The sequence below is a fragment of the Bhargavaea ullalensis genome (genome assembly GCF_042432615.1).
Classification (GTDB): Bacteria; Bacillota; Bacilli; order Bacillales_A; family Planococcaceae; genus Bhargavaea; species Bhargavaea ullalensis.
On the sequence record NZ_JBHLWY010000042.1, the window covers coordinates 188723 to 215427 of the forward strand.

Sequence of the window (26705 nt, forward strand, 5' to 3'; positions counted from 1 at the left end):
CTCCTAGAAGCCGGCTCCCCTATACCGCCGAAAGGGATTTCTTCAACTCAATAATCTGCTTGGATAATTCAAGGGCGCGGAGATGGTCATGCAGCTTCTCGGCTTCCCTGGACTGTTGCATCTTTTCGCGGATCTCCATTTCGATCCGATATTTCCGGATGTGACGGATGCAGTCCTGCACTTCCTCGCCGACATGCTCATCCGAGAGTTCGGACATCGCCGTTTCCATGACAATCCGGCGAAGTTCCGGATCCTGCAGGCTCTCCGCGAACCGGTGTACGTCCGGTTCGCCGAATTCCTCATAAAAACCTGCAAGATTGACGTATATGGCTGTATATTCATCATGGAAGAAAGGATTCCCTTCTTCTGAATCCCGTATACCGGCGAACACCGCGCCATCCCTCAATATATGGGACAACAGGATGCGTTCCGCCCTTGAAACCGGTGTATTTCTCGTTTTCCCGGCCGGTTTTTCGGGCGGTCGCTCTTGTTTGTGCGGTGTCGGCTTCTCCGCACGTACATTTTTGGCCTCCGCCTTGCGGAACTGGGCGGTCAGCGCCTCGGCGGACACGCCGGTCTCCCTTGACAGCTGATTCAGGTAGAGGTCGCGTTCCACGGGCGTCGTGTTGCCGGCCAGTTCTTCCAGCACTTCATGAATATATTGAAGGATGTCGTTTTCGTTGTTCAGGTTTTTGCCGCGCCGGGCATACATCATCGCAAACGACAGAAGTGTATGAGGCTGGCCGATCACCTGCTCCCTGAACTGTTCTCCGCCGTGTTTGCGGATGTAGTCATCCGGATCCATGCCGTCCGGAATGACGGCCACCGTGGCCTCTGTCCTGCCCGTTTTGAACAGCCGGGAAAAACGTCTGGCTGCTTCCCAGCCGGCATTGTCGCCGTCGGTGCAGATGACGACGCTTCGGGTGATCCGGCCGAGCAGGGACAGGTGCTTGTCCGACAGGGCCGTTCCCATGATGGCCACGCCGGATTGTATGCCCGCCAGGTCGGCGGAAATGACATCCATGAAACCTTCGAACAATATTACATTACCCGATTTTCTCGCAGCAAGTCGGGCATTGTGATAATTGTAGAGGATTTCTCCCTTGTTGAAAATCGGCGTCTCGGGGCTGTTGAGGTATTTTGGCTCGTTTTCAGCCTTTTCGATCACCCGCCCCGAGAAGGCGACCGTCCGTCCGTTTGCATCGTGCAGCGGGAACATGATCCGGTTCCTGAAGCGGTCGAACGGGCTGCCGCCGTGCTCGGGCCTGATCACCAGTCCCGCCTCTTCCATCTCTTCCTCGGAAAATCCTTTCCTGGAAAGCAGCCGGGCAAGGGAATCGCTGTTTCCGAGCGAATAGCCGACGCCGAACTTCTCGATCGCCCCGTCAGTGAACCCCCTGCCCCTGAGGTATTCGAGCGCTTCTTCCCCCTCCACCGTATTCAACAATAAATGCTGATAATATTCAGCGGCAAACGTGTGGGCGTCGATGAGACGGCGATGGCTTTCGGGCATCCGCTCCCTGGCACTGCCTTCCGTGTCCGGGACTTCGACTTCCACACCCGCACGCACTCCGAGCTTGGCAACCGCTTCGGTGAACGGGACATTCTCGACGTCCATGACGAACGTAATGGCGTTCCCGCCCGCCCCGCAGCCGAAGCAGTGGAACATCTGCTTGTCCGCAGACACCGAGAAGGACGGCGAATTTTCATCGTGGAATGGGCAGAGCCCAAACCAGTTGCGTCCCCTTTTGGTCAGTTGGACATATTCGCCGATGAGTCCGACGATATCCGTAGCGGAACGGACGGCTTCAATCTTCTCCTCCGGAATCCGCTTCATCGAGATCACCCACACTTTCTTGTCTTATACTTGAATTCGAGATTCACGGCTCAATTCCTTCATCTTTCGACAAAAAAGTGCGCAGAAGGGAGTTAAACGCCCACTTTGCGCATTTTAATCACAATAACTGATTATAAGGTTCCCCGTCACAGAATGCCAGCATTATATCCGGACATTCGAAAAAGCCGGTCTCTGATCAGCCGGCGTGGGGTGTTCTGCGGTTAATTCCGGTTCTGGCGGATGCCGAGTATGACGTTCGCCGTTTCTTCGACAGCCCGGTTCGTCACGTCGATCACATGGCAGCCGATCCGGTCGGCCACCCGGTAGAAGTGATCGATCTCTTTTTTGATCCGTTCAATTCTCGCATAGTTGGCATCGTCTTTCAGCCCGAGCGCCTTCAGCCGCTCTTTCCGGATGGTGTTGAGCTTTTCGGGGGTAATGACGAGCCCGAAGCATATGTCCGGATTGACGCTGAACAGCTCTTCGGGCGGCTCCACTTCCGGCACGAGCGGGACGTTGGCCACTTTTAGCCGTTTGTGTGCCAGATACTGGGACAGCGGCGTCTTTGACGTCCTGGAAACCCCGATCAGGACGATGTCCGCAAGAAGAAGGCCTCTCGGATCGCGCCCGTCGTCGTATTTCACCGCGAATTCAATCGCTTCGATTTTCTTGAAATAGTCTTCGTCGAGCAGGCGCACGCGGCCGGGTTCCTCGGAAGGGGATTCGCCGAGCTTGTTGGAGATCTCCTGGATGACGGGACCGAGGAGATCGACGGCCGGGATGTCCCGGCGTCCGCATTCCGTCCGGAGAAATGCGCGCATCTCTTCCTTGACGAGCGTGTAAAGAATGATGGCGCCCTGGTCTGCGGCAATCACCGTCACTTCCCTCAGCTGTTCCACCGATTCCACGTGTGGAATCCGCCGGACCGCTGTTGACTCGAAGTTTTGCCGGAACTGGCTGATCGCCGCCTTTGCCACGAGATCGCCGGTTTCCCCGAGTGAGTCGGAAACGATGTAGATGTTCAAGTGGTTCATAGGGCACCTCCTTTCAGAAATCGTGGTTTTCTGCCAGCGACAGGAATGCTTTGGTAATGTTCGTTTTCGTGAGCCTGCCCACGACGGACAGGCCGCCGTCCGCATCCTCCACGACCGGCAGTGCATCGATCTGGCGCTCGATCAGCAGCTTTGCCGCCTGCACGAGCGTTTCGTTTTTGTGGCAGTAGGAGATGTTCGGCATCCTCGTCATGATCATGTGGACCGGAATCTTCTCAAGCTCGGTCGTCCCGATTGCGGTTCTGAGCAGGTCCTTCCTCGACAGAATGCCCGACAGGAAAGAGTTGTCGTCCACGACGATGAGCGTGCCGACGTCCTCAAGGAACATCTGCGTGATCGCGTCATAGACCGAGAATGACTCCTGCACGACAACCGGAATCGACTGGAAATCCCGGACTTTCATATTCATCATGTTCTCGGTGAGCTGCTGCTCTTTCTTCTTGCCTGAATAAAAATACCCGACGCGCGGACGGGCATCCAGGAATCCGGCCATCGTCAGTATGGCGAGGTCGGGCCGGATCGTGGCCCGCGTGAGGCTCAGCCGTTCGGCGATCTGCTCGCCGGTGATGGGCCCCTCCGCTTTGACGATCTCCAGAATTTCATCCTGGCGCTTATTGAGTTCCATTCGACTCCCCACCCATCCGTCGGCAACCGGACCGTCCTCGAACGAAAACATTGCCGACCACTTAGTTTATGTATCCGCCGGGCAACCTCCCCGGCTTGCTTCGCCCCGTTCATTATAGCCGATTCGGACTCTGATTGCGAAACGATTGCCCGCATGCTACAATGTTGTCAAAGTCCATACGGCAATGACGGGACAATGAATTAGTATCCGCCGACAGCGAGCAGGGAGAGTGAAAGCCTGCATGGATACGAAGCGGCACCCCGGAGCCGAATCACTGAAAGCGGGCCGGTTTTCCGGCCAATCGGGGTGGAACCGCGGGGCATGATGCACCCGTCCCCGGACCTTGTGTCCGGGGACGGGTGTTTTTTAATTTCAACGAGGAGGAATCAGTCATGGCTACAATGGAAACGATCGTCAATCTGGCAAAGCACCGGGGGTTTGTCTTCCCGGGGTCGGATATTTACGGCGGGCTCGCCAACACATGGGACTACGGTCCGCTCGGCGTTGAACTGAAAAACAACATCAAGAGGGCCTGGTGGAAGAAATTCGTTCAGGAATCCCCTTACAATGTGGGCCTGGATGCCGCCATCCTCATGAATTCCCGTGTCTGGGAAGCTTCCGGCCACGTCGGGAACTTCAACGACCCGATGATCGACTGCAAAGCGTGCAAATCACGCCACCGTGCAGACAAACTGATCGAGAACAAGCTGGAGGAAGAAGGCAACGAACTCGTCGTCGACGGCATGCCGTTTGACAAGATGGAAGAACTGATCAAAGAGCACGGAGTCACTTGCCCGGATTGCGGTGCACAGGACTTCACGCACATCCGCCAGTTCAACCTCATGTTCAAGACGTCGCAGGGTGTGACGGATTCCTCGAGCAATGACATTTACCTGCGTCCTGAAACCGCCCAGGGGATCTTCGTCAACTTCAAGAATGTCCAGCGCTCGATGCGTAAGAAGCTTCCGTTCGGCATCGCGCAGGTCGGCAAGAGCTTCCGGAATGAGATCACGCCGGGCAACTTCACTTTCCGCACACGTGAATTCGAACAGATGGAGCTTGAATTTTTCTGCAAGCCGGGAGAAGACATCCAGTGGTATGAATACTGGCGCGACTTCTCGAAAAACTGGCTTGACAGCCTGAGCATGTCGGATGCAAACGTCCGCATGCGCGAACATGACGAGGAAGAACTGTCCCACTACTCAAATGCCACCGTCGACATCGAATACAAATTCCCGTTCGGCTGGGGCGAGCTTTGGGGCATCGCAGACCGCACCGACTTCGATTTGAAGCGCCACATGGAACATTCAGGCGAGGACTTCACCTATACTGATCCGCAGACCGGAGAAAAATTCGTCCCGTACTGCATCGAGCCTTCCCTCGGCGCCGACCGGGTGACGCTCGCGTTCCTCTGTGATGCGTATGATGAAGAAGAAGTCGGCGATAACGACACGCGGACAGTGCTCCGCTTCCACCCGGCGCTTGCGCCGTTCAAGGCAGCGGTGCTCCCGCTTTCCAAAAAGCTCAGCGACGAAGCCGGGGAAGTCTGGTCCGAACTGCGCAAGCACTTCCCTTGCGACTATGACGACTCCCAGTCGATCGGGAAACGGTACCGCCGGCAGGATGAGATCGGCACACCGTTCTGCATCACGTTCGACTTTGACTCCAAAGAAGACGGCCAGGTCACGGTTCGCGACCGCGACTCGATGGAACAGGTCCGCATGCCGATCGGCGAAGTGAAAGCCTTCATCGAACAGCGGCTGGAATTTTGACCGGACACTGGAATGAATAAAGAAAGCCTGCAGAATGCGCTGAACTGCGCACTGCAGGCTTTTTGTTGTTTTCATGGTCAAGGGGATGGTGTCCACTGTCTCGCAGATTTCTTCTCCTCCTGACTGGAATTCATACAGAGAACAGGGAACAATCTCTTAGAGACCGATTCCTCCGCCTAAGAGTCCGATTCCACTCGCTAAGAGACCGATTCCTCCGCTTAAGAGTCCGATTCCCCTTCGTAAGAGTCCGATTCTCCTCCGGCTTCAGGCGGCGCGGGGTCCTCCGCCGAGTCCGTCGTCGCTTCGGGTTCGGGGGCCCGCTTGAATTCCGGCATGCGGGCGAGCTGATCAAGAAATGCGGCGGACTTCAGCCTGACGCCGACCTGCTCATCATAGATCGTCCGCACGAGCTTGCGCATGAACGCTTTGGTCGCCGGCTTCAGCGTCAGCTTGCCGACCTGGTCGATCGGCACCGTGTAGAACGTCCGGATGAGCCGCACCTGCGCCGGCGAGAGCCGGACCAGATAAGGATCGCGGTCAAAGCACCGGTGGCAGAGAAAGCCGTTTTCCCGAAAGGAAAAAGCGAATTCCCCTTCCGTCGCGCCGCAGCTTGCACACTGGTGCAGCACGGGATACACGCCGGCCACCGGCAGCATCTTCCATTCGACGAACAGCGTGATCGCTTCTGGATCGTATTCCTCATTGATCGCATGGAATGCCTGAAGAAGAAGATTGAATTCGGCCGGGGCCGGGCGTCCGTCCTCGATGAGTTTATCCATCAGCTCCGCAATGAAGCTGGCATAGGCGGCGGCCGTGATGTCCTGGTGCAGGAAGCGCATCGGCTCCAGCGGATCCCCGGACTGGAGCGTCCCCATTCCCCGGCCGGATCTGACGAGAAACAAGCCGTGGGTGAACGGCTGTGTGACGCCGGCAAGGCGGCTTGCCGGCTTTTTGGCGCCGCGTGCCATCGCCGAAATCTTCCCTGCCTCCCCGGTCAGGATGGTGACCACCTTGTTCGACTCCCCGTACGGCCCTGTCCTGAGGACGATTCCTTCCCATTTGTTCAGCATGATGCGTCCCTCCCCGTTTTGCGGGATTGTTAAAGGCGCGGGCCTGCCGCCCGCGCCCTGTCAATATTCATCTTCCCTGAAGCCATACTCCCTAAGCTGGGACTGGCGGTTTCTCCAGTCTTTCTGCACTTTCACCCACAGTTCAAGGTATACCTTGCTGCCGAGCAGCATTTCGATGTCTTTCCTTGCACGGGTCCCGATTTCTTTGAGCAGGGATCCTCTCTTGCCGATGACGATCCCTTTCTGGGAATCCCGCTCCACGATGATCGTTGCCTGGATGTCGACTGTTTCCTCGCCTTGGCGCTTGGCGATCCGCTCGATGACCACGGCGATGGAATGCGGAATCTCCTCGCGCGTCAGGTGAAGCGCCTTTTCACGGATCAACTCGGAAATGATGAACCGCTCGGGATGGTCCGTCACCTGGTCGGCCGGATAATACTGCGGTCCTTCCGGCAGATACGACTTCACCACATCCAGCAGTCGATCGACGTTGTTGCCCTGCAGTGCGGAAATCGGCACGATCTCGGCGAAATCCAGCAGGTTCTTGTAAGAAACGATGGACTCCATCAGTTCATCCGGATGAATCAAATCGATTTTGTTGATGACGAGGATGACCGGCGTCTTGCTTTCGCCGAGCATCTCGATGATGAACCGGTCACCTTTTCCGAGCGGTTCATCCGCGTTCACCATGAACAGGACGGCATCCACTTCCTTGAGCGTGTTGCGCGCGACCTTCATCATGAAATCGCCGAGCTTGTGCTTCGGCTTATGGATGCCCGGCGTGTCGATGAAGATCATCTGGCTGTCGTCCGTGGTCACGACGCCCTGCACTTTGTTTCTCGTCGTCTGCGGCTTGTCGCTCATGATGGCGATTTTCTGCCCGACCACCCGGTTGAGGAATGTCGACTTGCCGACGTTCGGCCGTCCGATGATTGAAATGAAGCCCGAACGGAATCCTTCATTCTGCTGCATGATTCATGTCCTCCGCTCTGAAAGCTCCCGGCAGAAGTCCCGAAACCGTTGTTTCAAGCACATCGCCCTCCAAATTGGTCAAATACACCGGCATGTCGCCGGAACAGAATTCGGTCATCACCTGGCGGCACGCACCGCACGGGGAGACCGGCCCGGGCGTGTCCGCCGTGACGGCAAGCGCCGCAAATTCCGTGTCGCCTTCTGAAATGGCCTTGAAGAAGGCCGTCCGTTCCGCACAGTTCGTCATGCTGAAGCCGGAGTTTTCGATATTGCATCCGTGATACACCTTGCCGCCCTTTGTCAGGAGCGCGGCGCCCACGGGGAATTTGGAATACGGGACATAGGCGCGGTCCCGGGCCGTTTTCGCCTCTTCCATCAACTGCTGTTTGTCCATGGCTCTAACCACCTTCAATTAAATAAATTCCACCATTTCGGCAGGAAAACCACACAACCGATCACGGCGCTCGCCGCCGCATAAATAAGGACGGCCGCGGCTGCCGCATCCTTTGCCTGCCCGGCGAGGGGGTGCCATTCAGGCGATGCCTTGTCCACCACGCGCTCGACGGCCGTGTTCATCAGTTCAAGCGACAGCATCCCCGCGATCAGCAGGAGGATGACCGACCACTCCGCCGCGGACAAGCCCGTGAGTGCGCCGGCAATCACCACGGCGGTGCCTGCCGCAAGATGAAACCGGAAGTTCTGCTCGGTCCGGGCCGTCCGGACGATCCCTTTTGCCGCGTAGCGGAACGATCTGAAAAATTTACGCGCGTCCATCCTGCCCACGTCCGAGTCCGAACGATTGCAGGATTTCGTCCTGCCTGCCGAACATTTTCCGTTCATCCGGATCCGTCATATGGTCGTATCCGAGCACATGGAGAAATCCGTGGAGTGCCAGGAACCCGAGCTCCCGCTCCCGGGAATGGCCGTACTCTCCGGCCTGACGCTCGGCCGTTTCCGTGGAAATCAGGATGTCGCCGAGCATCCGGGGCATGCCTTCCGGCTCCGGCACCGGCTCCTCTCCCTCCGCCGTTTCTTCCATCGCGAATGAAATGACGTCAGTCGGCCGGTCCTTGTCCCGGTATTCCCGGTTCACTTCCCGGATGGAGGCATCGTCCATGAAGGTGACGGAAAGCTCTGCCTCTCTCGTGATTCCTTCCATTTCTGCGGCATGTCCGAGCAGTTCCCGGATCAGCCGTTCGTCTTCGGGCCGGATGGTGCCCGTTTCATCCATTAAATCGATCATCAGCGGCATCGCGTTCACCTCGTTCTTATTCCGGATATTCAATCCGGTTATGGAATATTCCGTTGAGTGTCGTGCAGATGACGGCGCCCACCTGCTTGAGTTCCTTGAAGCTGAGGTCGCATTCGTCAAACTGGCCGTCATTCATTTTATCGCGGATGATCGCCCATACCAGGTTTTCGATCTTTTCCGGCGTCGGCGCCTTCATCGAACGGACCGCCGCTTCGCAGCTGTCCGCGATGGAGATGACCGCAATTTCCCGGGTCTGCGGTTTCGGGCCCGGGTATCTGTATGAATCTTCCGGGACTCCGGGCTGTGTTTCTTTCGCCTTGACGAAAAAGAATTTCAGCAGGCTCGTCCCGTGGTGCTGGCGCGCAATGTCGACCAGCTCTTCCGGCATTTTATGCTCTTTCAGGATGGCCGCCCCGTCTGATGCATGGGCCACGATGATGTCCCGGCTTTTTTCGGGCGGCAGCGAATCGTGCGGGTTGACGCCGTTCATCTGGTTTTCGATGAAGAATGCCGGCCTGACCGTTTTTCCGATGTCATGGTAATAGCTGCCGACACGGGCAAGAAGCCCATTCGCTCCGATTGCCTCGCAGGCGGCGTCGGACAGATTGGCGACCATGACGCTGTGGTGGTACGTGCCGGGCGTCTCCGTCAGGATCTTTTTGAGCAGCGGGTGGTTCGGGTTGGACAGCTCGACAAGCCGCATGTCGGACAGGATGCCGAAAAGTGATTCGAAGAACGGCATGGTGCCGATGGTGAGCGCACCGGACAAAAGCCCAGACGCAAGGGCGGCCGCCATGTAAACCGCCAGTTCATGCACTTCAAGCTGCGAGCTGAGCATGAGCATGTGGAACAGGATGTATACGCCGTTGACCACCGAAACACCGAGGCTTGTCGCCAGAATGCTCGATCGCCTGCCGTCCTCCTGGATGAGATAATAGCCGGCCAGCCCGCCGAATAGCATGTACAGAGCGAATTCCATGTTGATGACGGAGGAATAGCCCTCATGGAGGACAAGCCCGCCCGTGACGGCGACGAGCACCGTCATGATCAGGGCAAGCTTCCGGTCTGCCAGCAGCCTGACGAGCAGCGGAACAAGCGCCGTCGGGAAAGCATAGGCGATCGTCATATCAAAGTCCTTTTCAAGGCCCGCCATGAGCCGCATGGCGATCAAGACCAGAAAGTAAATGACCAGGACGATGGAAAGCCATTTTTTCTTTACCCGGTCCGGCTGTTCCACACGCTTGAAATGACGATAGATGAACCAGAAGATCAGGCCGGTGAACAAGGCGAGCCCTGCTGCCGGCCTCGATGAAGACTGTTCATTCAGGAGGCCCGCAAGCTCCAGCTGCCGGTACACCTCGCGGTCGATGATCTGCCCTTCCTGCACGATGACCTGGCCCTGCAGGATCCGTGTCGGTTCGACGGAAGCCTTCGCCTGGCTGATCCTCTCCTCGGTCTTCACTTCGTCCGGCGTGTCATTGGCGATGATGCTCTCCCGGCCGATCGCGGCGGCCGCGTCTGCGAGCGAGCCCGGGATCGGCGCCTTGCCGATGAGCCGCTCCGTTTCCGCCTTGGCTTCAGCCAGCTCGTTTTCGCGGACGGGCTGCTCCATCGCTCTTTTCACGATGGCGGACACGGCATCCCTTGCCGCCTCCAGGTCCTTTTTATCTGCCTTGATTAGGCCGTTCAGCATGTCATCGTCGAGGCTGAACGAGGCTTCCTTGTCCCCCAGGTGCGACAGCTTGTCTTTTAGGATGACGAGCTGCTTGGCCGGAGCATTGGAAACCGCCTCCTTGTCGTCCGGCTTCGGATCGCCTTTTGCCTCGATCGCAAAGTCGAAAATCGATGTGACGAGGGCAGACCGGTTTTTCGCCGCTTCCTCGTCAAAATCATACACAGGCGTGATCTCGGAGGCGGCCCTTTCCCGTTCCTCCTCCGTCTTGACCGGGTCCTCCACCGTCTTCGGAGCGCGGATGGTCTCGTTGGCAAGCTGGAACAGCCGAATGTCATACGTTTCGTCCCTGACGCTGCCGAGCATGACGGCAAAAGCCAGCACGGCCGCCAGAACAAGCACGGCGGCTGAGAGGACGGCGAACGAAAAACGGTTCAGCAGGTTCCTCAGGCTCTGAAGCATGGTCTCCCCCCTTTGGGCGCATGCGGACGTTCTCTCTCTGTGCGGCCGCATGCCGTTGGACTGGCTGAAAAGGCGAAACAAAAAAGCAGACGGCAGGACTGCAGCGGAAACCCGCAGATCGGCCGGCGCCTCCGGGTTCCCGTCCTGCCGGAAAAGGCCCGGGCAGACGCTTCGGTGCGCTGTCCCGGGCCGACCCGGCAATGACGGCCCTTTCCGGCCGGTCCATCTGCAGATGCCCTGCACCCTGTCCTCTGCATCATAAGATTGATCGCTTAGCGGTCTGCCGCTTTGTCGTAGGCCTCGATGATCCGGGCGACGAGCGGATGCCGCACGACGTCACCTTGTTCAAATTCCTGGAAGTGGATTCCCTGGACACCTTGCAGGATTTTTTCGGTAACGATCAAGCCGGATTCCGTATTGCGCGGCAGGTCGATCTGGGTCTTGTCCCCGGTGACGACCATTTTGGATCCGAATCCGAGACGCGTCAGGAACATCTTCATCTGCGCCTTCGTCGTGTTCTGCGCCTCGTCGAGGATGACGAAGGCGTCGTCAAGCGTCCGGCCCCTCATGTAGGCAAGCGGGGCGATCTCGATCGTTCCCCGTTCAATGAGGCGCTCGGTCTGCTCTGCACCGAGGACATCATTCAGCGCGTCGTAGAGCGGGCGGAGATAAGGATCCACCTTCTCCTTCAGGTCTCCGGGCAGGAAGCCGAGGTTTTCGCCGGCTTCCACCGCGGGCCGCGTCAGGATGATCCGCTTGACCTGTCCGTTTTTCATCGCCTGCACGGCCATGACGACGGCAAGATAGGTCTTGCCGGTCCCGGCCGGCCCGATGCCGAACACCATGTCATGCGCACGGATCGCGTGGATGTACTCCCTCTGTCCGATCGTTTTTGCGCGAATGGCCTTCCCCTTCGTGTTCCGGGCGATTTCTTCGTCATAAAGTTCGGCAAAGTATTCGATTGTCCCGTTTTTCACCATCTCGAGTGCCGTGGATACGTCCCGGAGTCCGATGTTGATCCCTTTGCGGATCACTTTCAGAAGCTGGGCGAGCAGCTCCCTTGCCGTTTCGGCGGCTTCAGGATCTCCCTTGACCGAGATGATGCCTCCCCGGGTGAGGACGCGGATGCCGAGCTCCTCCTCAAGGAGCTTCATGTTCTGGTCGGAAATACCGAGCAGCATGACCGCTTCATTCGGGTCTTCCACATGCAGTTGTACCGTGTTGTCTTCCAAATGATCAGTCTCCTTGGGCTACAAGTTTTCTTACGGCAATATTTTCATTTATGAGAAATAATATGGTCCCCTCTACTTTATCATTATCATAATGCACACGCAAAATTTTTTCATCTTTTACCTTCGCTCCGGGGGTGAGTGACTGGCGCAGTTTTTCCCGCAGCAGGCCGGGCACCAGCTCTTCTCCGTTCTGCTCATCCAGCTTGACCGAAAGCTGCCTCGTTTTCACTGTCTCATCGATGCTGAGCACGCTGCCCAGCACCCCCGGCAGCTTGACCTCGCGCCAGGCTCCTCCGGCGGCCGTTTTCCCGCCGCCCGCACGCGACACCTTGTATTCACGGCCGGAAGACAGGGAATAGCGGACCGTCGACGGCATCGTGAAATTCATTTCAACAAAGAAATCGCCGTACACCTTTCCGGCCGCCCCGGTCAGGACCGACTTCTCCCCCTGGGTTACGATCCCCGATGCCAGTATGTCCCCCTTTTCCACGGTTGTATTCGGCAACACGTGGCGTACGCCGCTCGTCAGCTCAAACCTCGTGACGACCGCACGGCGGGATGCCGCAAGATGTGCGGGCGCTTCCTTCTTGTCCGCATCCAGGCCGGCGGCCGGCGCTTCCACGGCGTGGATGATGAGCCGGCTGCCCCTGCGCTCCATCCTCACCCAGGCCAGTCCGGGATCTGCCGTCATCAGGGCGTTGCGGACCGCTCCTTCATCCGGTACAGAGGCAATCCTCATTGGGGCCGCGACCCCCTGTTTTCCGAGCCAGGCGCCGATCCGCTCTTCCCTCTCCGGAACCCCGCCCTCGACGCCGACCGTCCAGATGAACACCGACAGTAAAAGAGGCGGGATGAGGAACAGGGCCAGCCCCGCAAGGCTCCGCGCGCTGAGGAACAGCGAGCCGCGGTCCGCCTCGCCGGCAAGCCGCAGCCGGACGCGGTGTTTTCTCCGCAACGGCCGCAGCGCAGGCATGTCCGATTTTCTGGCGGAGAAGCGGAGGACTTCCCCTTCCCGCCGGACATTGCGCACCGTGATTCCCCGTGCGGCCGCTTCGGAAAGAAACAGATCCGCCCTTCCTCCGTGCACTTCGACCGAGATTCTTCCCGGACGCTTCAGCCGGTCAGTCCGCATGATCCCGCGTCCTGATCAGTGTGAGCCGGTCAAGCCGGCCAAACGTGATGAGTGCGGCTTCCTCCCCGATTTCATCCACGAGCATCTCTTCCCCTTCCAGCGTCAGCGCAAAAGGGGCGATGCGGATGTTGACTGACCTTGAACCGATCTTTTCCACCTTGAAAACTCCGTTCAGACGCAGCGTGCGGTGGTCTTCGATCTCAAGAAACGGCACCATCCTCAGAAATCTGCGCATAAAAATAACCCCCTTGGCCTTCATTTTATGAAAGCCGGGAGGGGGTCATGATTATTTGCGCCTTGCTTTTGGAGGTCCGAAGATTTCGGAGAAGATCACGCCCCTGACAAGGTCGTCCCTCGTCTCGGGGAGCAGGCGGGACGATCCGATCTCGCCTTGTCTGATCGGATCGTCGGCGGTCTCGCCGAGTCCTTTTCCGGTCAGATCGCCTGCACGGACCGATCCCCTTCTCTGAGAAGGCTCCCGGCCTTTCTTCCGTTCCTTGGCAGCCGGCGCGGGTGAGTCCGGTTGTCCGGGACGGCTTGCCCGCGGGCGCTCCTCACGCTCTTCCCTGCGAGGCTCTTCGCGGAATTCCTTCATTTCTTTCTTGACTTCCTGCTGCAGGTCTTCGTACAGCTGGCGGGTCAGATCCCTGAGGCCGCCTGCACGCCCGGGCTTCGGCTGCGCCGGTCCTTGCTGCAACGGCTTCTGTTGCATCGGTTCCGGGCGCGGCGGCCGGTTTCCGGGTGTTTTCTTTTTGTCGCTCCCCTTCATGAGGGAGCCGACGATGAGGGAAATGATCAGCAGGATGATCGGTTCCATGGCCTCATCCCCTTTCGGTCCGGGTGGCGTTCAATTATTTTTCCCTGCCGGCCCCGGACGATTGGTCGGTGCCCACTTTGCCGAGCGCTTCGCGCATGGCCGTGTCCGCCTGGATGTTGTGGTAATTCACGTAGTCCATGACGCCGATGTTGCCGTCGCGAAGTGCCGCCGCCATGGCAAGCGGAACTTCCGCTTCGGCCTCGACGACCTTCGCTCGCATCTCGCCGACTTTGGCGCGCATTTCCTGCTCGCCCGCAACCGCCATGGCACGGCGTTCTTCCGCCTTTGCCTGGGCGATTTTTTTGTCGGCCTCGGCCTGCTCGGTCTGGAGCTCGGCACCGATGTTCTTGCCGATGTCCACGTCGGCGATGTCGATCGAGAGGATTTCAAACGCCGTTCCGGAGTCCAGGCCCTTTGCGAGGACCGTCTGTGAGATCATGTCCGGATTTTCAAGGACAACGTTGTGGTGCTGTGCAGAACCGATCGTGGAGACGACGCCTTCGCCGACACGGGCAACGATCGTTTCTTCACCGGCACCCCCGACGAGGCGGTCGATGTTCGCACGAACAGTGATCCGGGCCTTCGCCTTCACTTCGATCCCGTTCATCGCCACGCCGGCGATGAACGGTGTTTCGATGACTTTCGGGTTGACGGACATCTGGACGGCTTCCAGCACGTCCCGTCCGGCCAGGTCGATGGCGGCTGCGCGCTCGAACGACAGCGCGATGTTCGCACGGTGTGCGGCAATCAGCGCGTTGACGACGCGGTCCACGTTACCGCCCGCAAGATAGTGGCTTTCCAGCTGGTTGATCGCAACATCAAGACCCGCTTTGTGCGCCTTGATGAGCGGGTTGACGATCCGGCTCGGGATGACCCGCCGGAGCCTCATCCCGACGAGTGTGAAGATGCTGACCTTCACGCCCGCGGCCAGTGCGGAAATCCACAATGTCACCGGCACAAACGTAAAGAAGATGGACAGGGCGATGATCACCAAGAAAATGACGATGACCAGCCCGATCGTTCCAAAACCTAACATACCGTTTCCTCCTATTCGGCGTCCGCTTCCCTCACGACGACCCGGGAACCTTCCACCTTGATCACTTTCACTTGTTTCCCTTTTTCAATGAACCGGCCTTCCGTGACAACGTCCAGCAGCTCGTCGCCGATTTTGACGGCGCCCGACGGCCGGAGGGCGGTCATGGCAGCGCCTTCCCTGCCGATCAGCTCAAGACGGTTCTTGTTCGAGACGTAACCGCTTTCCGTGTCGGTGGAGTCCATGAGCACGAGCTTGCTCAGGAGATGGAGCCGTTTTCCGAAGAACTTCATGAGGATCACCATTCCCATTACCATGATGACGAGCGCGATTGCGACAGAAACTCCCATCACGAGCGGATCGCCTCCCGCCATGATGATCCCCGCCACGACGGCGACGGCCCCGGCAACGCCGAGGAAGCCGCCCGAGACAAAGAGCTCCGCGATGAGCAGCCCCGCACCCAGCAGGAACAGCAGGATCGCTTCATAGCCCGCGAGCCCCGCGACCATATGCCCATAGAAGAACAGCAGCAGCGCCGTGATGCCCATCGTTCCCGGCACCCCGAATCCCGGCGAGTACAGCTCGACGATCAGTCCGAGCCCGGCAATGGACAGCAGGATCGGCACGACAACCGGATTCGTGATGAACCGGGCTATCTTTTCACTGAACGTTTCCTTCATGTTCACGATCTCCGCCCCGTCAAGACCGGTTTTCTTCAGGAGATCGTCAAAACTTGCGACAGTGCCGTCACTGTATTTCACCTGCTCGGCTTCCTTGGCGGAAAGGGTCAGCAGTTCGCCCTTTCCCGCGCGGAATTCCGGCATGTCCATCGACGCATCCGCCATGGCAAGCGCGTATTGCGGATTCCTGCCGTGCGATTCGGCAGCGCTCTTCATCGCGGTGCGCCAGGCGCTGTCCGCCTTCGTATCCGCAGCGTTGCCGGCCTGGTCGATCACCTGCGCGGCGCCGATCCTTCCGGCGGGATCCATGTAGATCTGGTCGGCATGAAGTGCGAGGAACGCCCCGGCGGAAAGTGCGTCGCGGTTGATGTAGGCAATGATGCGCTGATCGGCTGAATCCATCAGGCGGGCAATTTTACCGGCTGCGTCCACGAATCCGCCGGGTGTATTGATCTCAAGGATGATCGTGTCCGCACCGGCTTTTTCCGCTTCACTGAACGAGCGCTCCAGAAACGCATAGAGCCCGCGCTCCACTTCATCTTCCAGCGGGACGTGATACACTTTCTCTCCCTTTGCGCCGGCGGACGGCATGAACAGCAAGACGGCGGCAATCAGCGTGAACAAGATCCGGCCAAACCGGATAGTTTTCAAGTCCTCACCCCCATTCTTTTGAAACAGTGCTCATCTATTCTACGGACGGAGACGGCGCAAAGTTTCATCCATATGAAAAGAAACCGGAAAATCCGTTATGGAATCTTCCGGTCTCACCATATTCGTTCATTCGTTTGAAGGTTTGCCATTCCGGACGCAGAGGTGACCGAGGGGATCAATACTTGCGCTTGCGGGCAGCTTCGGATTTCTTCTTCCGTTTTACGCTTGGCTTATCATAATACTCGCGTTTGCGGACCTCTTGAATCGTACCCGATTTGGACACGGTACGTTTGAAGCGGCGAAGAGCATCTTCGAGCGATTCGTTTTTACGAACGACAGTTTTTGTCATGTCTTTTCCCCTCCCTCCGAGCACACTTCGATACATGAGCAACTCATGTACTCAAAAATTATAGCCTAAACCGGAGCTCCGGTCAATCATTATCTCACAAATTAATAGTCGGAAGAAGAGCTGAGCCCCTGCATGATGGCCACGCCGGAGCTGGCGCCGATCCGGGTCGCCCCCGCCTTGATCATTTTCTCGACGTCTTCCAGGCTCCGGACGCCGCCGGATGCCTTGACGCCCATTTCTTCGCCGACCGTAAGCCGCATGAGCGCCACGTCTTCCACAGTGGCGCCTCCCGTGGAGAAGCCGGTCGACGTCTTGACGAAGTCTGCACCCGCTTCCTTCGCAAGACGGCACGCCGTGATTTTTTCATCATCCGTCAGCAGGCTCGTCTCGATGATCACCTTGACGAGCGTGCCGGAAGCCGCTTCCACGACGGCTTGGATATCCTCGAGCACCGTTTTTTCGTCACCGCTTTTCAAGGCACCGATGTTGACCACCATGTCGATTTCCTGCGCGCCCTTTTCGATGGCGTCTTTCGTTTCAAATGCCTTTGTCTCTTTTGTGTTGGCCCCGAGAGGGAATCCGATGACGGTGCACACTTTCACTTCGGACCCGTCCAGTTCGCGGGCGGCTGTTTCGACCCATGCCGGGTTCACACAGACGGATGCGAACGAATGGACCTTCGCCTCCGCACAGAGCACGATGATCTGCTCGGCCGTCGAATCGGCTTTCAAAAGTGTATGGTCGATATAGGATGCAATATTGGCTGTCATGAGCTGCTCTCCTCCTGTGATTGCGGTTAGTTCTTTTCCCAAAGAAAAAAGACGGCAGGGCATGCGCTTTTCTGCACTGCTCCCTGCCGTGCGGGCGTTGCCGGTCAGACGGCCGGCTCCGGTGAATCTTCCAGCACGCGGACGAACGCACCTTCGTTGTACGGGTAGCCCGCTTTTTGGATTTTGACGCGGACGATCTTGCCGACCATCGACTCATCCGCCGGAACGACGACTTTCAGGTAGTTGTCGGTATAGCCTTCATAAAGGCCGCTTTTCGGATCTTCCTTGTACGGCTCTTCGGGGATCATTTCAAGCACTGTCCCCTCATAGGCGGAAGCATACTCTTTCGCAAGCTGGTCGTTGAGGTCGATGAGCCGGTGGACGCGCTCATTCTTCACTTGTTCGTCGATCTGATCCGTCATTCGCGCGGCAGGCGTGCCGATCCTCTGTGAATAAGGGAACACATGCAGTTCCGCGAAACGGTGATCGCGGATGAACGAGTACGTTTCCATGAATTCCTCTTCGGTTTCGCCCGGGAAGCCGACGATGACGTCGGACGTGAGGGCGAAATCCGGAAGCGCTTCACGGAGCCGCTCCAGCCGCTCAGCGAAGAAGGCCATTGTATACTTTCTGCGCATCCTGCGGAGGACCGTGTCGGAACCCGACTGGATCGGGATGTGCAGATGGCGGACGACGATATTGGATTCTTTCAGGACACCGATGACTTCATCCGTCAGCTGGCTCGCTTCGATCGAGGAGATCCTGAGGCGTTTGAGCCCCTTTACATTCGACTCGATGTCACGCAGCAGCTGTGCGAGATTGTAGTCTTTCAGGTCTTCGCCGTATCCGCCGGTATGGATGCCCGTCAGGACAATCTCCAGATAGCCGGCGTCAACAAGCTGCTGTGCCTGGTGCACGACTTCCTGAGGATCGCGCGAGCGCATGAGGCCGCGGGCCCACGGGATGATGCAGAACGTACAGAAGTTGTTGCAGCCTTCCTGGATTTTGAGGGAGGCCCGGGTCCGGTCGGTGAACGACGGCACGTCCAGTTCCTCGTATACCCGGTTTTTCATGATGTTGCCGACTGCGTTGATCGGCTGCCTTTCCAGGCGAAACTGATCGATGTAGCCGAGCAGGTTCGTGCGGTCTTGTGTGCCGACGACAATGTCCACGCCCGGGATTTCCATGATTTCCGCGGAAGATGTCTGGGCATAGCACCCTGTCACGCAGACGACCGCGTCCGGATTTGACCGGATCGCCCGGCGGATGACCTGCCGGCTTTTCTTGTCGCTCGTGTTCGTGACTGTGCATGTATTGATGACATAGACGTCCGCACGGCGTTCAAAATCCGTCCGTTCGTAGCCGGCGTCCTTGAACAGCTGCCAGATCGCCTCTGTCTCGTAGTGGTTCACTTTGCAGCCCAATGTATGAAATGCGACTGTCGACATGGGGCTCACCTCTTTCCTTCTATTTCGCTGGATATGGCGGCCAGCGCATAAAGCGGCGCAGTTTCCGCGCGCAGGATGCGGGGGCCGAGCGAAGCCGGGATGAATCCTGCCCGGCGGAGCTTTTCCGCCTCTTCCCGGCTGATCCCGCCTTCGGGACCGAATACGGCCAGCACCTTTTGTCCATGATACACGTTTTCCATAAGACCGGCAATCGGGCGCCCGCTCCGGTCCTTGGCGGATTCCTCGTCGGCCATGAGCAGAAGATCGTACTCCGCAGAACGGGCGATCAGTCCCTCAAGGTCCAGCATTCCGCCGATTTCGGGGACAACGCTCCGATGCGACTGTTCGGCGGCTTCTTTCGCGATTTTCTGCAGCCGGCCGATCTTCTTCTCGCTTTTCTGTTTGTCCCACCGGACGATGGACCGTTCGGCGGCAACCGGGATCAGCGCGTGCATGCCGAGTTCGGTTCCTTTCTGGACGATCAGGTCCAGCTTGTCGCCTTTTGGCAGTCCCGCGGCGATGGTCACTTGGACCGGCATTTCGTTTCCGGGCAGGGCACCGCCGGATTTCCGGACGGTGACCGCATCGGACCCGAGTGAAATGATTTCGCATTCAAAGGCCTCGCCGGCCGAGACGGCAATGACCCGGTCACCGATCTGCATGCGCATCACTTTTTCTATGTGGCGCGCGTCCTCCCCTGCGATCAGCGCCGTGTTGCCGCTTTGGAACGCCTCTTCAAGAAAGTAGCGCTGCATCCGTCTCACCTTCCGATGGTTTCCTGGCGATGATCGCCGTCCAGTCTTCCATGACCATCACTTCGACGATGTCAAACCCGGAGTTCCGGAGCGCCTCCTTCACTTCGTCCTTCTTGCGGGAAATGATGCCGGACGTGATGAAGAGACCGCCCGGCTCAATTGTCCGGAACGCGTCGTCCGTGAATGTGATGATCACTTCGGCCAGAATGTTCGCCACGGCGATGCGGGCCGTCCCGCCGTATGCGTCAAGCAGGTTGCCCTGCCTCACGTCGATCCGGTCCGACAGCCGGTTCAGCGCCACATTATCCTTTGCGGCCGCGACCGCCACTTCGTCAAGGTCAAGCGCCGTCACACGGCCCGCGCCGAGCAGTGCGGCGCCGATCGACAGCACGCCCGATCCGGTGCCGATGTCTACGACTTCATCGCCTTCTTGCACGGTTTTTTCGAGCGCCTGCAGGCAAAGGACCGTCGTCGGGTGGGTGCCGGTGCCGAACGCCATGCCCGGATCCAGCTCGATGATCAGTTCATCGGAAGCGAGCCGTTCATAGTCTTCCCAAGTCGGCACGATTGTGAACCGGCGGGAAACCTTGACCGGATGATAGTACGCCTTCCAGGAAGTGGCCCAGTCCTCTTCGTCTACTTCGGACATCGTGACGGTGTTCCGTCCGGTATCCAGACCATATTCGGACAGCCCCGATATTTTCCGCTTCAATGAGCCGACCGTCTCCATCAGGAAACTCGAAACCGGCAGGTATGCCTTCAGGATGACGCCGTCCGCCGGGTAATCTTCCCGGTCGAGGTCGTACAGCTCGCCGAAGCGGTCCTCCCGCTCCAGATCCGGTTCGCGGGAATCCTCGATGACCACGCCGCTGGCCCCGGCTTCGTGCAAAATGTTCGACACGGCTTCCGCCGCCTCGTTTGTCGTATGAACTGCAATTTCAGACCATTTCAATTCAATCCGCCCCTTCAGTCGCCCTTGACTTTCCGTCTCAGCCGGTCGAACAACGAGCTCTGGTATTCTTCAGGAATATCATCTCCGCTGATTTCCGCAAAATCCCGAAGCAGCTGTTTCTGCTTTTCCGTCAGTTTTTTCGGGGTCAAGATGTTCACGACCACGTGCTGGTCGCCGTTTCCGTAGCCGTGCACGTTTGGAACGCCTTTTCCTTTCAGGCGGAACTTCGTGCCGGACTGTGTGCCAGCCGGTATTTTCAGCTTCACTTTCCCGTGGACGGTCGGCACTTCGATTTCATCGCCGAGGGAGGCCTGCGGGAAGGTGATCGGCAGGTGCAGGTAAATGTCATCGTCTTCGCGGATAAACCGGTCATGAGGCCGAACCCGGAATTCCACATACAGATCTCCTGCCGGGCCACCGTTCACGCCCGGTTCCCCCTGGCCTGCAACGCGGAGCTGCTGTCCGTCGTCGACGCCGGCAGGAACGTTCACCCGGATTTTCTTGCGCTTTGTCACTCGGCCCCGGCCATGGCATTCCGGGCACTTCTCCGGAATGATCTTGCCTGTTCCGTGACATGCCGGGCATGCCCGCCGGTTGACCATCTGGCCGAACGGCGTGTTTTGAGTGACGCTGACCTGCCCCGTGCCGCCGCATTCCGTACAGGTTTCCACTTTGGTTCCGGGCTTGGCTCCGTCGCCGTGGCAAGTGCCGCACTCTTCCTCGCGGTCGATTTCGATTTCCGTATCTTTGCCGAATACGGCGTCCATGAAGTCGATCGTCATGGCGTAGCTCAGATCGCTTCCTTTGCGCGGAGCATTCGGGTCGCGGCGCCGGCCTCCGCCTCCGCCACCGAAGAATGTGTTCAAGATGTCGTCGAAGTCAAAGCCCGCACCGCCGGCTCCTCCGAATCCGCCGAAACCTCCGCCGCCGAATCCCGCATTCGGGTCGGTGTGGCCGAACTGGTCGTATTGTGCCCGCTTTTGTTCGTCGCTGAGCACTTCGTACGCTTCCGAAATTTCCTTGAATTTCTCATCGGCATCCGGATCTTTGTTGATGTCCGGGTGATACTGCTTTGAAAGCTTTCTGTAAGCTTTTTTGATTTCTTCCTTTGAAGCGGATTTCGTCAATCCGAGCACTTCGTAATAATCTCGCTTGGCCATTTCTCACACTCCTGACTGACTGCATAAGGGTTATTGTACACTAGACAAAATAGACTTTCAAAAAGGGCAGAAGAAAAGCCAAAGCCGAAACCGACTTTGGCTTTCCGCTAGCGGATTATTTGTTTTGATCGTCGACTTCCTCGAAGTCTGCATCGACGACCCCGTCATCGGAGGCTCCGCCGCCCTGCTGCTGCTGTGCCTGCTGGGCAGCCTGCTCATACATCTTGACGGAGAGTTGCTGAACGATTTCCATGAGCCGGTCTTTCTTCGTCCGGATCTCATCGATTTCGCCTTTTTCAATCGCCGCTTTCAGTTCGTCTTTCGCTTCTTCGGCGTTTTTCTTTTCTTCCTCGGAAACCTGGTCGCCCAGATCCACGAGCGTTTTCTCCGTCATGAAGACTGCCTGGTCGGCTTCGTTGCGAAGCTCGGCTTCTTCTTTTCGTTTCTGGTCGGCTTCCGCATTGGATTCGGCTTCTTTGACCATCCGGTCGATCTCTTCGTCGCTGAGGGAAGTGTCGGACTGGATGGTGATGTTCTGTTCTTTGCCCGTGCCGAGGTCTTTCGCCTTGACGTTGACAATCCCGTTTTTGTCGATGTCGAATGTGACTTCGATCTGAGGGATGCCGCGCGGTGCCGGCGGAATGTCGGTGAGCTGGAAGCGGCCGAGCGTCTTGTTGTCCGCGGACATCGGCCGCTCGCCCTGGAGCACGTGGATATCAACGGCCGGCTGGTTGTCCGCAGCAGTCGAGAAGACCTGGGACTTGGAAGTCGGGATCGTCGTGTTGCGGTCGATCAGTTTCGTCATGACGCCGCCCATCGTCTCGATGCCGAGCGACAGAGGGGTGACGTCGAGGAGCACGACGTCCTGGACATCGCCGGACAGCACGCCGCCCTGGATGGCAGCACCCATGGCGACCACTTCGTCGGGGTTCACGCCGCGGTGAGGCTCTTTGCCGGTTTCTTTACGGATGGCATCTTGTACGGCCGGGATCCGTGTGGAACCGCCGACGAGGATGACCTGGTCGAGCTCATTCGGGGAAAGGCCGGCGTCTTTGAGCGCCTGGCGTGTCGGAACCATCGTCCGCTCGACGAGGCCAGCCGTCAGCTCATCGAACTTCGCGCGGCTGAGCGTCAGTTCCATGTGGAGCGGTCCGGCTTCCCCAGCCGTGATGAACGGGAGGGAGATCTGTGTCGACGTCACGCCGGACAGGTCTTTTTTCGCCTTTTCCGCAGCGTCTTTCAGGCGCTGCATCGCCATTTTGTCCTTGGAGAGGTCGATGCCGTTTTCTTTCTTGAACTCCTGGACAAGGTAGTCGATGACCGCGTTGTCGAAGTCATCGCCGCCGAGGCGGTTGTCTCCGGCTGTTGCACGGACTTCGAACACACCGTCGCCGAGCTCGAGGATCGAGACGTCGAATGTCCCGCCGCCCAGGTCATAGACGAGGATCGTCTGGTCTTCGTCCGTTTTTTCAAGGCCGTAGGCGAGCGCAGCGGCCGTCGGCTCGTTGATGATCCGCTCGACTTCGAGGCCTGCAATGCGTCCGGCATCTTTTGTCGCCTGGCGCTCCGCGTCGTTGAAGTATGCCGGCACGGTGATGACCGCCTTGGTGACTTTCTCGCCGAGGTAGTCTTCGGCATAGCCTTTCAAGTACTGGAGAATCATTGCAGAAACTTCCTGAGGCGTGTATTCACGGTCCTCGGCGGACACTTTTTTGTCCGTGCCCATGAGGCGCTTGACGGACATGATCGTGTTCGGGTTGGTGATGGACTGGCGCTTGGCCACTTCACCGACCTGGCGTTCGCCGTTTTTGAACGAGACGACGGACGGGGTAGTCCGGTTGCCTTCCGGGTTCGGGATGACTTTCGGTTCGCCGCCCTCCAGGACAGCGACGCAAGAGTTGGTCGTACCAAGGTCAATACCGATGATTTTGCTCATTATCCATTCCTCCTAAGAATCACAAGTCGTTCCGCCGCCGTGCGGCGCAGTCACACCGGGATGCATTCAGCGTCCGGCCGCATCCTTCGCCGGATCCGGCCGCCCTGGCATGCCCTTCCCGGTCACTGGTTCACTTTCACCATGGCCGGTCTGAGAATACGGTCTTTCAGCTTATACCCTTTTTGGAGTTCTTCCAAAACGGTGCCGGACGGCTTGCTGTCGTCTTCGCCCTGCATGACGCCGTGGTGGAAATTCGGATCAAACTCTTTTCCTTCGGCTTCGATTTCTTCGAGGCCTTCGCGCTCCATCGCCGTGCGGAAAGACTGAAAAATCATTTCCATGCCTTTCTTGAGGGCGACCGCTTCCTCCGATTCCACTTCCGTATCAAACGCACGCCCGAAGTTGTCGAGCACCGGAAGCAGTTCCGTCATCAGACGCTGGGAGCGGTATTTCTCGGTCGCCTGCAGCTCTGCGGCGTTCCGGCGCTTGAAGTTTTCGAATTCCGACAACAGGCGCAAGTACTTGTCCTCGCTTTTTTCCAGGGCTTCCTCCAACTCGGTGATGCGTTCATCTTTCGGGTCCGGAGAATCGCCGTCCGGAACTTCGGATTCGGCGGGATCCGCGGTTTCCGGGGTTTCCGTTCCGGCGGTTTCCGCTGCTTCCTCCGTGTTTTCCGTCAAGCTTTCTTCATTCGTTTCTTTCTTTTCCTCTGCGGACATGTAAACTCCTCCTTCATCCGGCAACTCAAGGCAGCCGGCCTAGTTCGCGGGAGAGGCCCCGGCTCATATAATCCAGGATCGAAACGACCCTGCCATAGTCCATCCTTGTCGGGCCGACGATGGCAATGGCCCCTTTCCTTCCTTCGCCCGCTGTATAAGAAGCAGTGATGACACTGCAGTCTTCCATGGCCAGATGGCCGTTTTCCGAACCGATCCGGATATGGATGCCTTCTTTGCCGAAATCCAGGAGCATGCCCGCGAGCGGGGCATCCTCCATGTAGTGGATCACTTGACGCGCTTTGTCCGGGTCGTGGAATTCCGGCTGGGAAAGCATGTTCAGCATGCCGCCGAAAATAACCCGGTCATCATCGTTTGCCGAGCTGACGGCCTGGCGGAAGGAAGTGAACATCTTTCCGTACCGGCCGACGTGGCGCTCCAGCAGCCTGGCCATCTCATGGCCGAGGCGGGCGTCCAGCTCATGAAGCGGGATGTTGACGAGCCGGTCGTTCAGCAGGTTCACCATCCGCTCGATGTCGGCCGGATGGACGTCTTCCGGAACGTGGAACGTCCGGTGCTCCACATGCCCGGCGTCCGTGACGATGATGGCCACTGCAGAGTCGGCGGACAGCGGGATGATCTGGAACTTCTTCACCCGGTGCTGCTTGACATCGGGTCCGAGCAGGACGGACGTATAGTTCGTCAGCTCGGACAGGATATCGGCCGTTTTCCGGATCAGCAGCTCGGCCTCAAGGAGCCGGTCGTTGAAAATGCCGCGGATCCTGCTGAGATCTTCTTTGTTCAGATGCTCTTTTTCAAGAAGGTGGTCCACATAGAAACGGTAGCCCTTCTCCGACGGCACCCGTCCGGATGAAGTATGGGTCTTCTCGAGAAAACCGAGTTCCTCGAGGTCGGCCATGTCATTCCGGATGGTTGCGGCGCTGAAAGGGACCGTTTCCAGTTTTGATAGTTGGCGCGATCCGACAGGCTGTGCCGACTGGATGAACCCGTCGACGATCGCTTGCAAAATATGCAACTGACGCTCTGTCATCATGATCATCACCTCTGTTAGCACTCTAGATGATTGAGTGCTAAGCTATGGTTCCAATTTATCAAAATCGGTTGCGTCCGTCAAATAAACTGCACAATCAGCCGATGAACTGTGCGAATACTTCGTTCCCGAGGAAAACGCCCTTTTCGGTGAGCCGGACGCATCCCTCTTCTTCTTCCAGCAGCCCCTGATTTTCCAGGCGGCTGATCTGGTTTCCGTAAACGTCCCGGATATCGCGGCCGAACCGCTTCCTGAACGCCGCTCCCGATACCCCGTCGATCATCCGGAGGCCCAGAAACATTTCCTCTTCCATCTCTTCACCGGCAGTGACCCGGTGTGTTTCAAACACCGGACGGCGTCCTTCCGCCACTGCGTTCATATACTTCTTCAGCGGGCCGTGATTGGAATAGCGTTCCCCGTTCACGTATCCGTGTGCGCCGGCACCCGCCCCCGCATAGGTCCGGTTCTGCCAGTACAGCTTGTTGTGGGCGGACTGGAAGCCTTCCTTGGAGAAGTTGCTGATTTCATATTGTCGCAGCCCGGCGCTTTCCATCCGGTCCATCAGCATCCGGAACATGTCCGCCTCCGCATCTTCCCCTGGCAGAGGCAGCAGGTTTTTGTTCATCAGGTTGTAAAACACGGTCTTCGGCTCGACGATGAGCGAGTAGGCCGAGTAATGCGGCAGGCCGAGCGCCAGCGCGCGATCGAGCGTGTCTTCCCACTGGGCGCCCGTCTGGCCGGGAAGACCGTACATGAGGTCGATGCTCAGGTTTTCAAATCCTGCGTCACGGGCGTCGCGGATCACGCGTTCCGCATCTCCGGGCCCGTGAGTCCTGCCGAGGCGGCGGAGAAGCCCTTCGTCAAACGATTGGACGCCGATGCTGAGCCTGCCGACACCCCTTTCTTTCAGGGAGGCCAGCTTGTCGGGAGTCAGTTCATCGGGATTCGCCTCCGTCGAAAACTCGACGAGCCGGCCTTTCGGGACCGAGCGCTCAATCGATCCAAACAGTTTTTCCAGCTGCCGGACGCTGAGCGCGGTCGGCGTGCCTCCGCCGATGAAAATCGTCAGCGGCCCTTCTCCGAAAATCCCTTCTTCATTCATCATCTGCAATTCCTCGCCGAGCGCATCGAGGTAGCCGTCGACCGGCTGGTTCTCGAAAAACACTTTGTTGAAGTCGCAATAATGGCAGATCTGGTGGCAAAACGGGATGTGGATGTACAGTCCGTCTGTCATGATTCATTCCTTCTTTCATTCCTCAAACACGTTCAGCGAAAATAAAATAAAACGGCGGGGCAAAACGGAAACGAC

Annotated in this window: 26 protein-coding genes; 1 reads left to right on the forward strand and 25 read right to left on the reverse strand. The window is 58.1% G+C overall.

Annotated elements, in window-relative coordinates:
- Nucleotides 1-19: 19 nt before the first annotated feature.
- From dnaG to ccpN, 3 genes are all read right to left on the reverse strand, one after another.
- Nucleotides 20-1837 carry a DNA primase gene (gene dnaG, locus ACFFIY_RS11030; RefSeq protein WP_354195217.1) on the reverse strand — a complete coding sequence of 606 codons (1818 nt, stop codon included), beginning with the start codon at nt 1835-1837 and terminating at the stop codon, nt 20-22.
- Nucleotides 1838-2058: 221 nt separating this feature from the next.
- Nucleotides 2059-2871, reverse strand: a complete 813-nt coding sequence (locus tag ACFFIY_RS11035) for a pyruvate, water dikinase regulatory protein (RefSeq protein WP_354195215.1) — start codon at nt 2869-2871, stop codon at nt 2059-2061.
- Nucleotides 2872-2884: 13 nt separating this feature from the next.
- On the reverse strand, nt 2885-3514 hold the full coding sequence (gene ccpN / locus ACFFIY_RS11040) for a transcriptional regulator CcpN (RefSeq protein ID WP_354195213.1): 630 nt from the start codon (nt 3512-3514) through the stop codon (nt 2885-2887).
- A 392-nt stretch (nt 3515-3906) separates the two neighbouring features.
- Here ccpN and ACFFIY_RS11045 point away from each other — a divergent pair, with 392 nt between their 5' ends.
- Nucleotides 3907-5286 (forward strand): glycine--tRNA ligase, encoded by a 1380-nt coding sequence (locus ACFFIY_RS11045; RefSeq protein WP_354195211.1) that lies wholly within the window; start codon nt 3907-3909, stop codon nt 5284-5286.
- A gap of 218 nt (nt 5287-5504) precedes the next feature.
- Here ACFFIY_RS11045 and recO read toward each other — a convergent pair whose 3' ends face one another.
- The 22 genes from recO to hemW form a co-directional block, all read right to left on the reverse strand.
- Nucleotides 5505-6356, reverse strand: a complete 852-nt coding sequence (recO, locus tag ACFFIY_RS11050; protein ID WP_354195209.1) for a DNA repair protein RecO — start codon at nt 6354-6356, stop codon at nt 5505-5507.
- Nucleotides 6357-6416: 60 nt separating this feature from the next.
- A complete protein-coding gene (gene era / locus ACFFIY_RS11055) occupies nt 6417-7328 on the reverse strand; it encodes a GTPase Era (protein ID WP_354195207.1) in 912 nt (303 codons plus the stop codon).
- Nucleotides 7315-7722 (reverse strand): cytidine deaminase, encoded by a 408-nt coding sequence (locus ACFFIY_RS11060; protein ID WP_354195205.1) that lies wholly within the window; start codon nt 7720-7722, stop codon nt 7315-7317. The genes era and ACFFIY_RS11060 overlap by 14 nt, the downstream gene beginning before the upstream one ends.
- A gap of 14 nt (nt 7723-7736) precedes the next feature.
- Complete coding sequence (locus ACFFIY_RS11065; protein ID WP_354195203.1) at nt 7737-8102, reverse strand: diacylglycerol kinase family protein; 366 nt, start codon at nt 8100-8102, stop codon at nt 7737-7739.
- Entirely contained in the window at nt 8089-8580 is a 492-nt protein-coding gene (gene ybeY / locus ACFFIY_RS11070) for an rRNA maturation RNase YbeY (RefSeq protein WP_354195202.1), read from the reverse strand. Before ybeY ends, ACFFIY_RS11065 begins: the two co-directional genes overlap by 14 nt.
- Before the next feature lie 16 nt (nt 8581-8596).
- Complete coding sequence (locus ACFFIY_RS11075; protein ID WP_354195201.1) at nt 8597-10714, reverse strand: HD family phosphohydrolase; 2118 nt, start codon at nt 10712-10714, stop codon at nt 8597-8599.
- Nucleotides 10715-10986: 272 nt separating this feature from the next.
- On the reverse strand, nt 10987-11946 hold the full coding sequence (locus ACFFIY_RS11080; protein WP_376837274.1) for a PhoH family protein: 960 nt from the start codon (nt 11944-11946) through the stop codon (nt 10987-10989).
- 4 nt (nt 11947-11950) lie between these two features.
- Entirely contained in the window at nt 11951-13078 is a 1128-nt protein-coding gene (locus ACFFIY_RS11085; RefSeq protein ID WP_354195200.1) for a sporulation protein YqfD, read from the reverse strand.
- A complete protein-coding gene (locus tag ACFFIY_RS11090) occupies nt 13068-13313 on the reverse strand; it encodes a hypothetical protein (RefSeq protein WP_354195199.1) in 246 nt (81 codons plus the stop codon). Before ACFFIY_RS11090 ends, ACFFIY_RS11085 begins: the two co-directional genes overlap by 11 nt.
- A gap of 51 nt (nt 13314-13364) precedes the next feature.
- Entirely contained in the window at nt 13365-13895 is a 531-nt protein-coding gene (locus tag ACFFIY_RS11095; RefSeq protein ID WP_354195197.1) for a hypothetical protein, read from the reverse strand.
- Nucleotides 13896-13929: 34 nt separating this feature from the next.
- Entirely contained in the window at nt 13930-14931 is a 1002-nt protein-coding gene (gene floA / locus ACFFIY_RS11100; RefSeq protein WP_354195195.1) for a flotillin-like protein FloA, read from the reverse strand.
- 11 nt (nt 14932-14942) lie between these two features.
- Nucleotides 14943-16250 carry an NfeD family protein gene (locus ACFFIY_RS11105; RefSeq protein WP_376837291.1) on the reverse strand — a complete coding sequence of 436 codons (1308 nt, stop codon included), beginning with the start codon at nt 16248-16250 and terminating at the stop codon, nt 14943-14945.
- A 184-nt stretch (nt 16251-16434) separates the two neighbouring features.
- Entirely contained in the window at nt 16435-16608 is a 174-nt protein-coding gene (gene rpsU, locus ACFFIY_RS11110; RefSeq protein WP_040228853.1) for a 30S ribosomal protein S21, read from the reverse strand.
- A gap of 101 nt (nt 16609-16709) precedes the next feature.
- Nucleotides 16710-17378 carry a deoxyribose-phosphate aldolase gene (gene deoC, locus ACFFIY_RS11115; RefSeq protein WP_354195192.1) on the reverse strand — a complete coding sequence of 223 codons (669 nt, stop codon included), beginning with the start codon at nt 17376-17378 and terminating at the stop codon, nt 16710-16712.
- A gap of 104 nt (nt 17379-17482) precedes the next feature.
- Entirely contained in the window at nt 17483-18826 is a 1344-nt protein-coding gene (gene mtaB, locus ACFFIY_RS11120; protein WP_354195190.1) for a tRNA (N(6)-L-threonylcarbamoyladenosine(37)-C(2))-methylthiotransferase MtaB, read from the reverse strand.
- Nucleotides 18827-18831: 5 nt separating this feature from the next.
- The gene (locus ACFFIY_RS11125; RefSeq protein WP_354195188.1) at nt 18832-19581 is read right to left on the reverse strand and encodes a 16S rRNA (uracil(1498)-N(3))-methyltransferase; all 750 of its coding nucleotides are present in this window, start codon (nt 19579-19581) and stop codon (nt 18832-18834) included.
- The gene (prmA, locus tag ACFFIY_RS11130) at nt 19562-20533 is read right to left on the reverse strand and encodes a 50S ribosomal protein L11 methyltransferase (protein ID WP_354195186.1); all 972 of its coding nucleotides are present in this window, start codon (nt 20531-20533) and stop codon (nt 19562-19564) included. Before prmA ends, ACFFIY_RS11125 begins: the two co-directional genes overlap by 20 nt.
- A gap of 14 nt (nt 20534-20547) precedes the next feature.
- Nucleotides 20548-21693 (reverse strand): molecular chaperone DnaJ, encoded by a 1146-nt coding sequence (gene dnaJ, locus ACFFIY_RS11135; RefSeq protein WP_354195184.1) that lies wholly within the window; start codon nt 21691-21693, stop codon nt 20548-20550.
- Between the two features lie 115 nt (nt 21694-21808).
- Nucleotides 21809-23629 carry a molecular chaperone DnaK gene (gene dnaK, locus ACFFIY_RS11140; protein WP_354195182.1) on the reverse strand — a complete coding sequence of 607 codons (1821 nt, stop codon included), beginning with the start codon at nt 23627-23629 and terminating at the stop codon, nt 21809-21811.
- Nucleotides 23630-23751: 122 nt separating this feature from the next.
- Complete coding sequence (grpE, locus tag ACFFIY_RS11145) at nt 23752-24348, reverse strand: nucleotide exchange factor GrpE (RefSeq protein ID WP_354195180.1); 597 nt, start codon at nt 24346-24348, stop codon at nt 23752-23754.
- 25 nt (nt 24349-24373) lie between these two features.
- Nucleotides 24374-25399 carry a heat-inducible transcriptional repressor HrcA gene (gene hrcA, locus ACFFIY_RS11150; RefSeq protein WP_354195178.1) on the reverse strand — a complete coding sequence of 342 codons (1026 nt, stop codon included), beginning with the start codon at nt 25397-25399 and terminating at the stop codon, nt 24374-24376.
- A 94-nt stretch (nt 25400-25493) separates the two neighbouring features.
- Entirely contained in the window at nt 25494-26630 is a 1137-nt protein-coding gene (gene hemW / locus ACFFIY_RS11155; protein WP_354195176.1) for a radical SAM family heme chaperone HemW, read from the reverse strand.
- Nucleotides 26631-26705 lie beyond the last annotated feature (75 nt).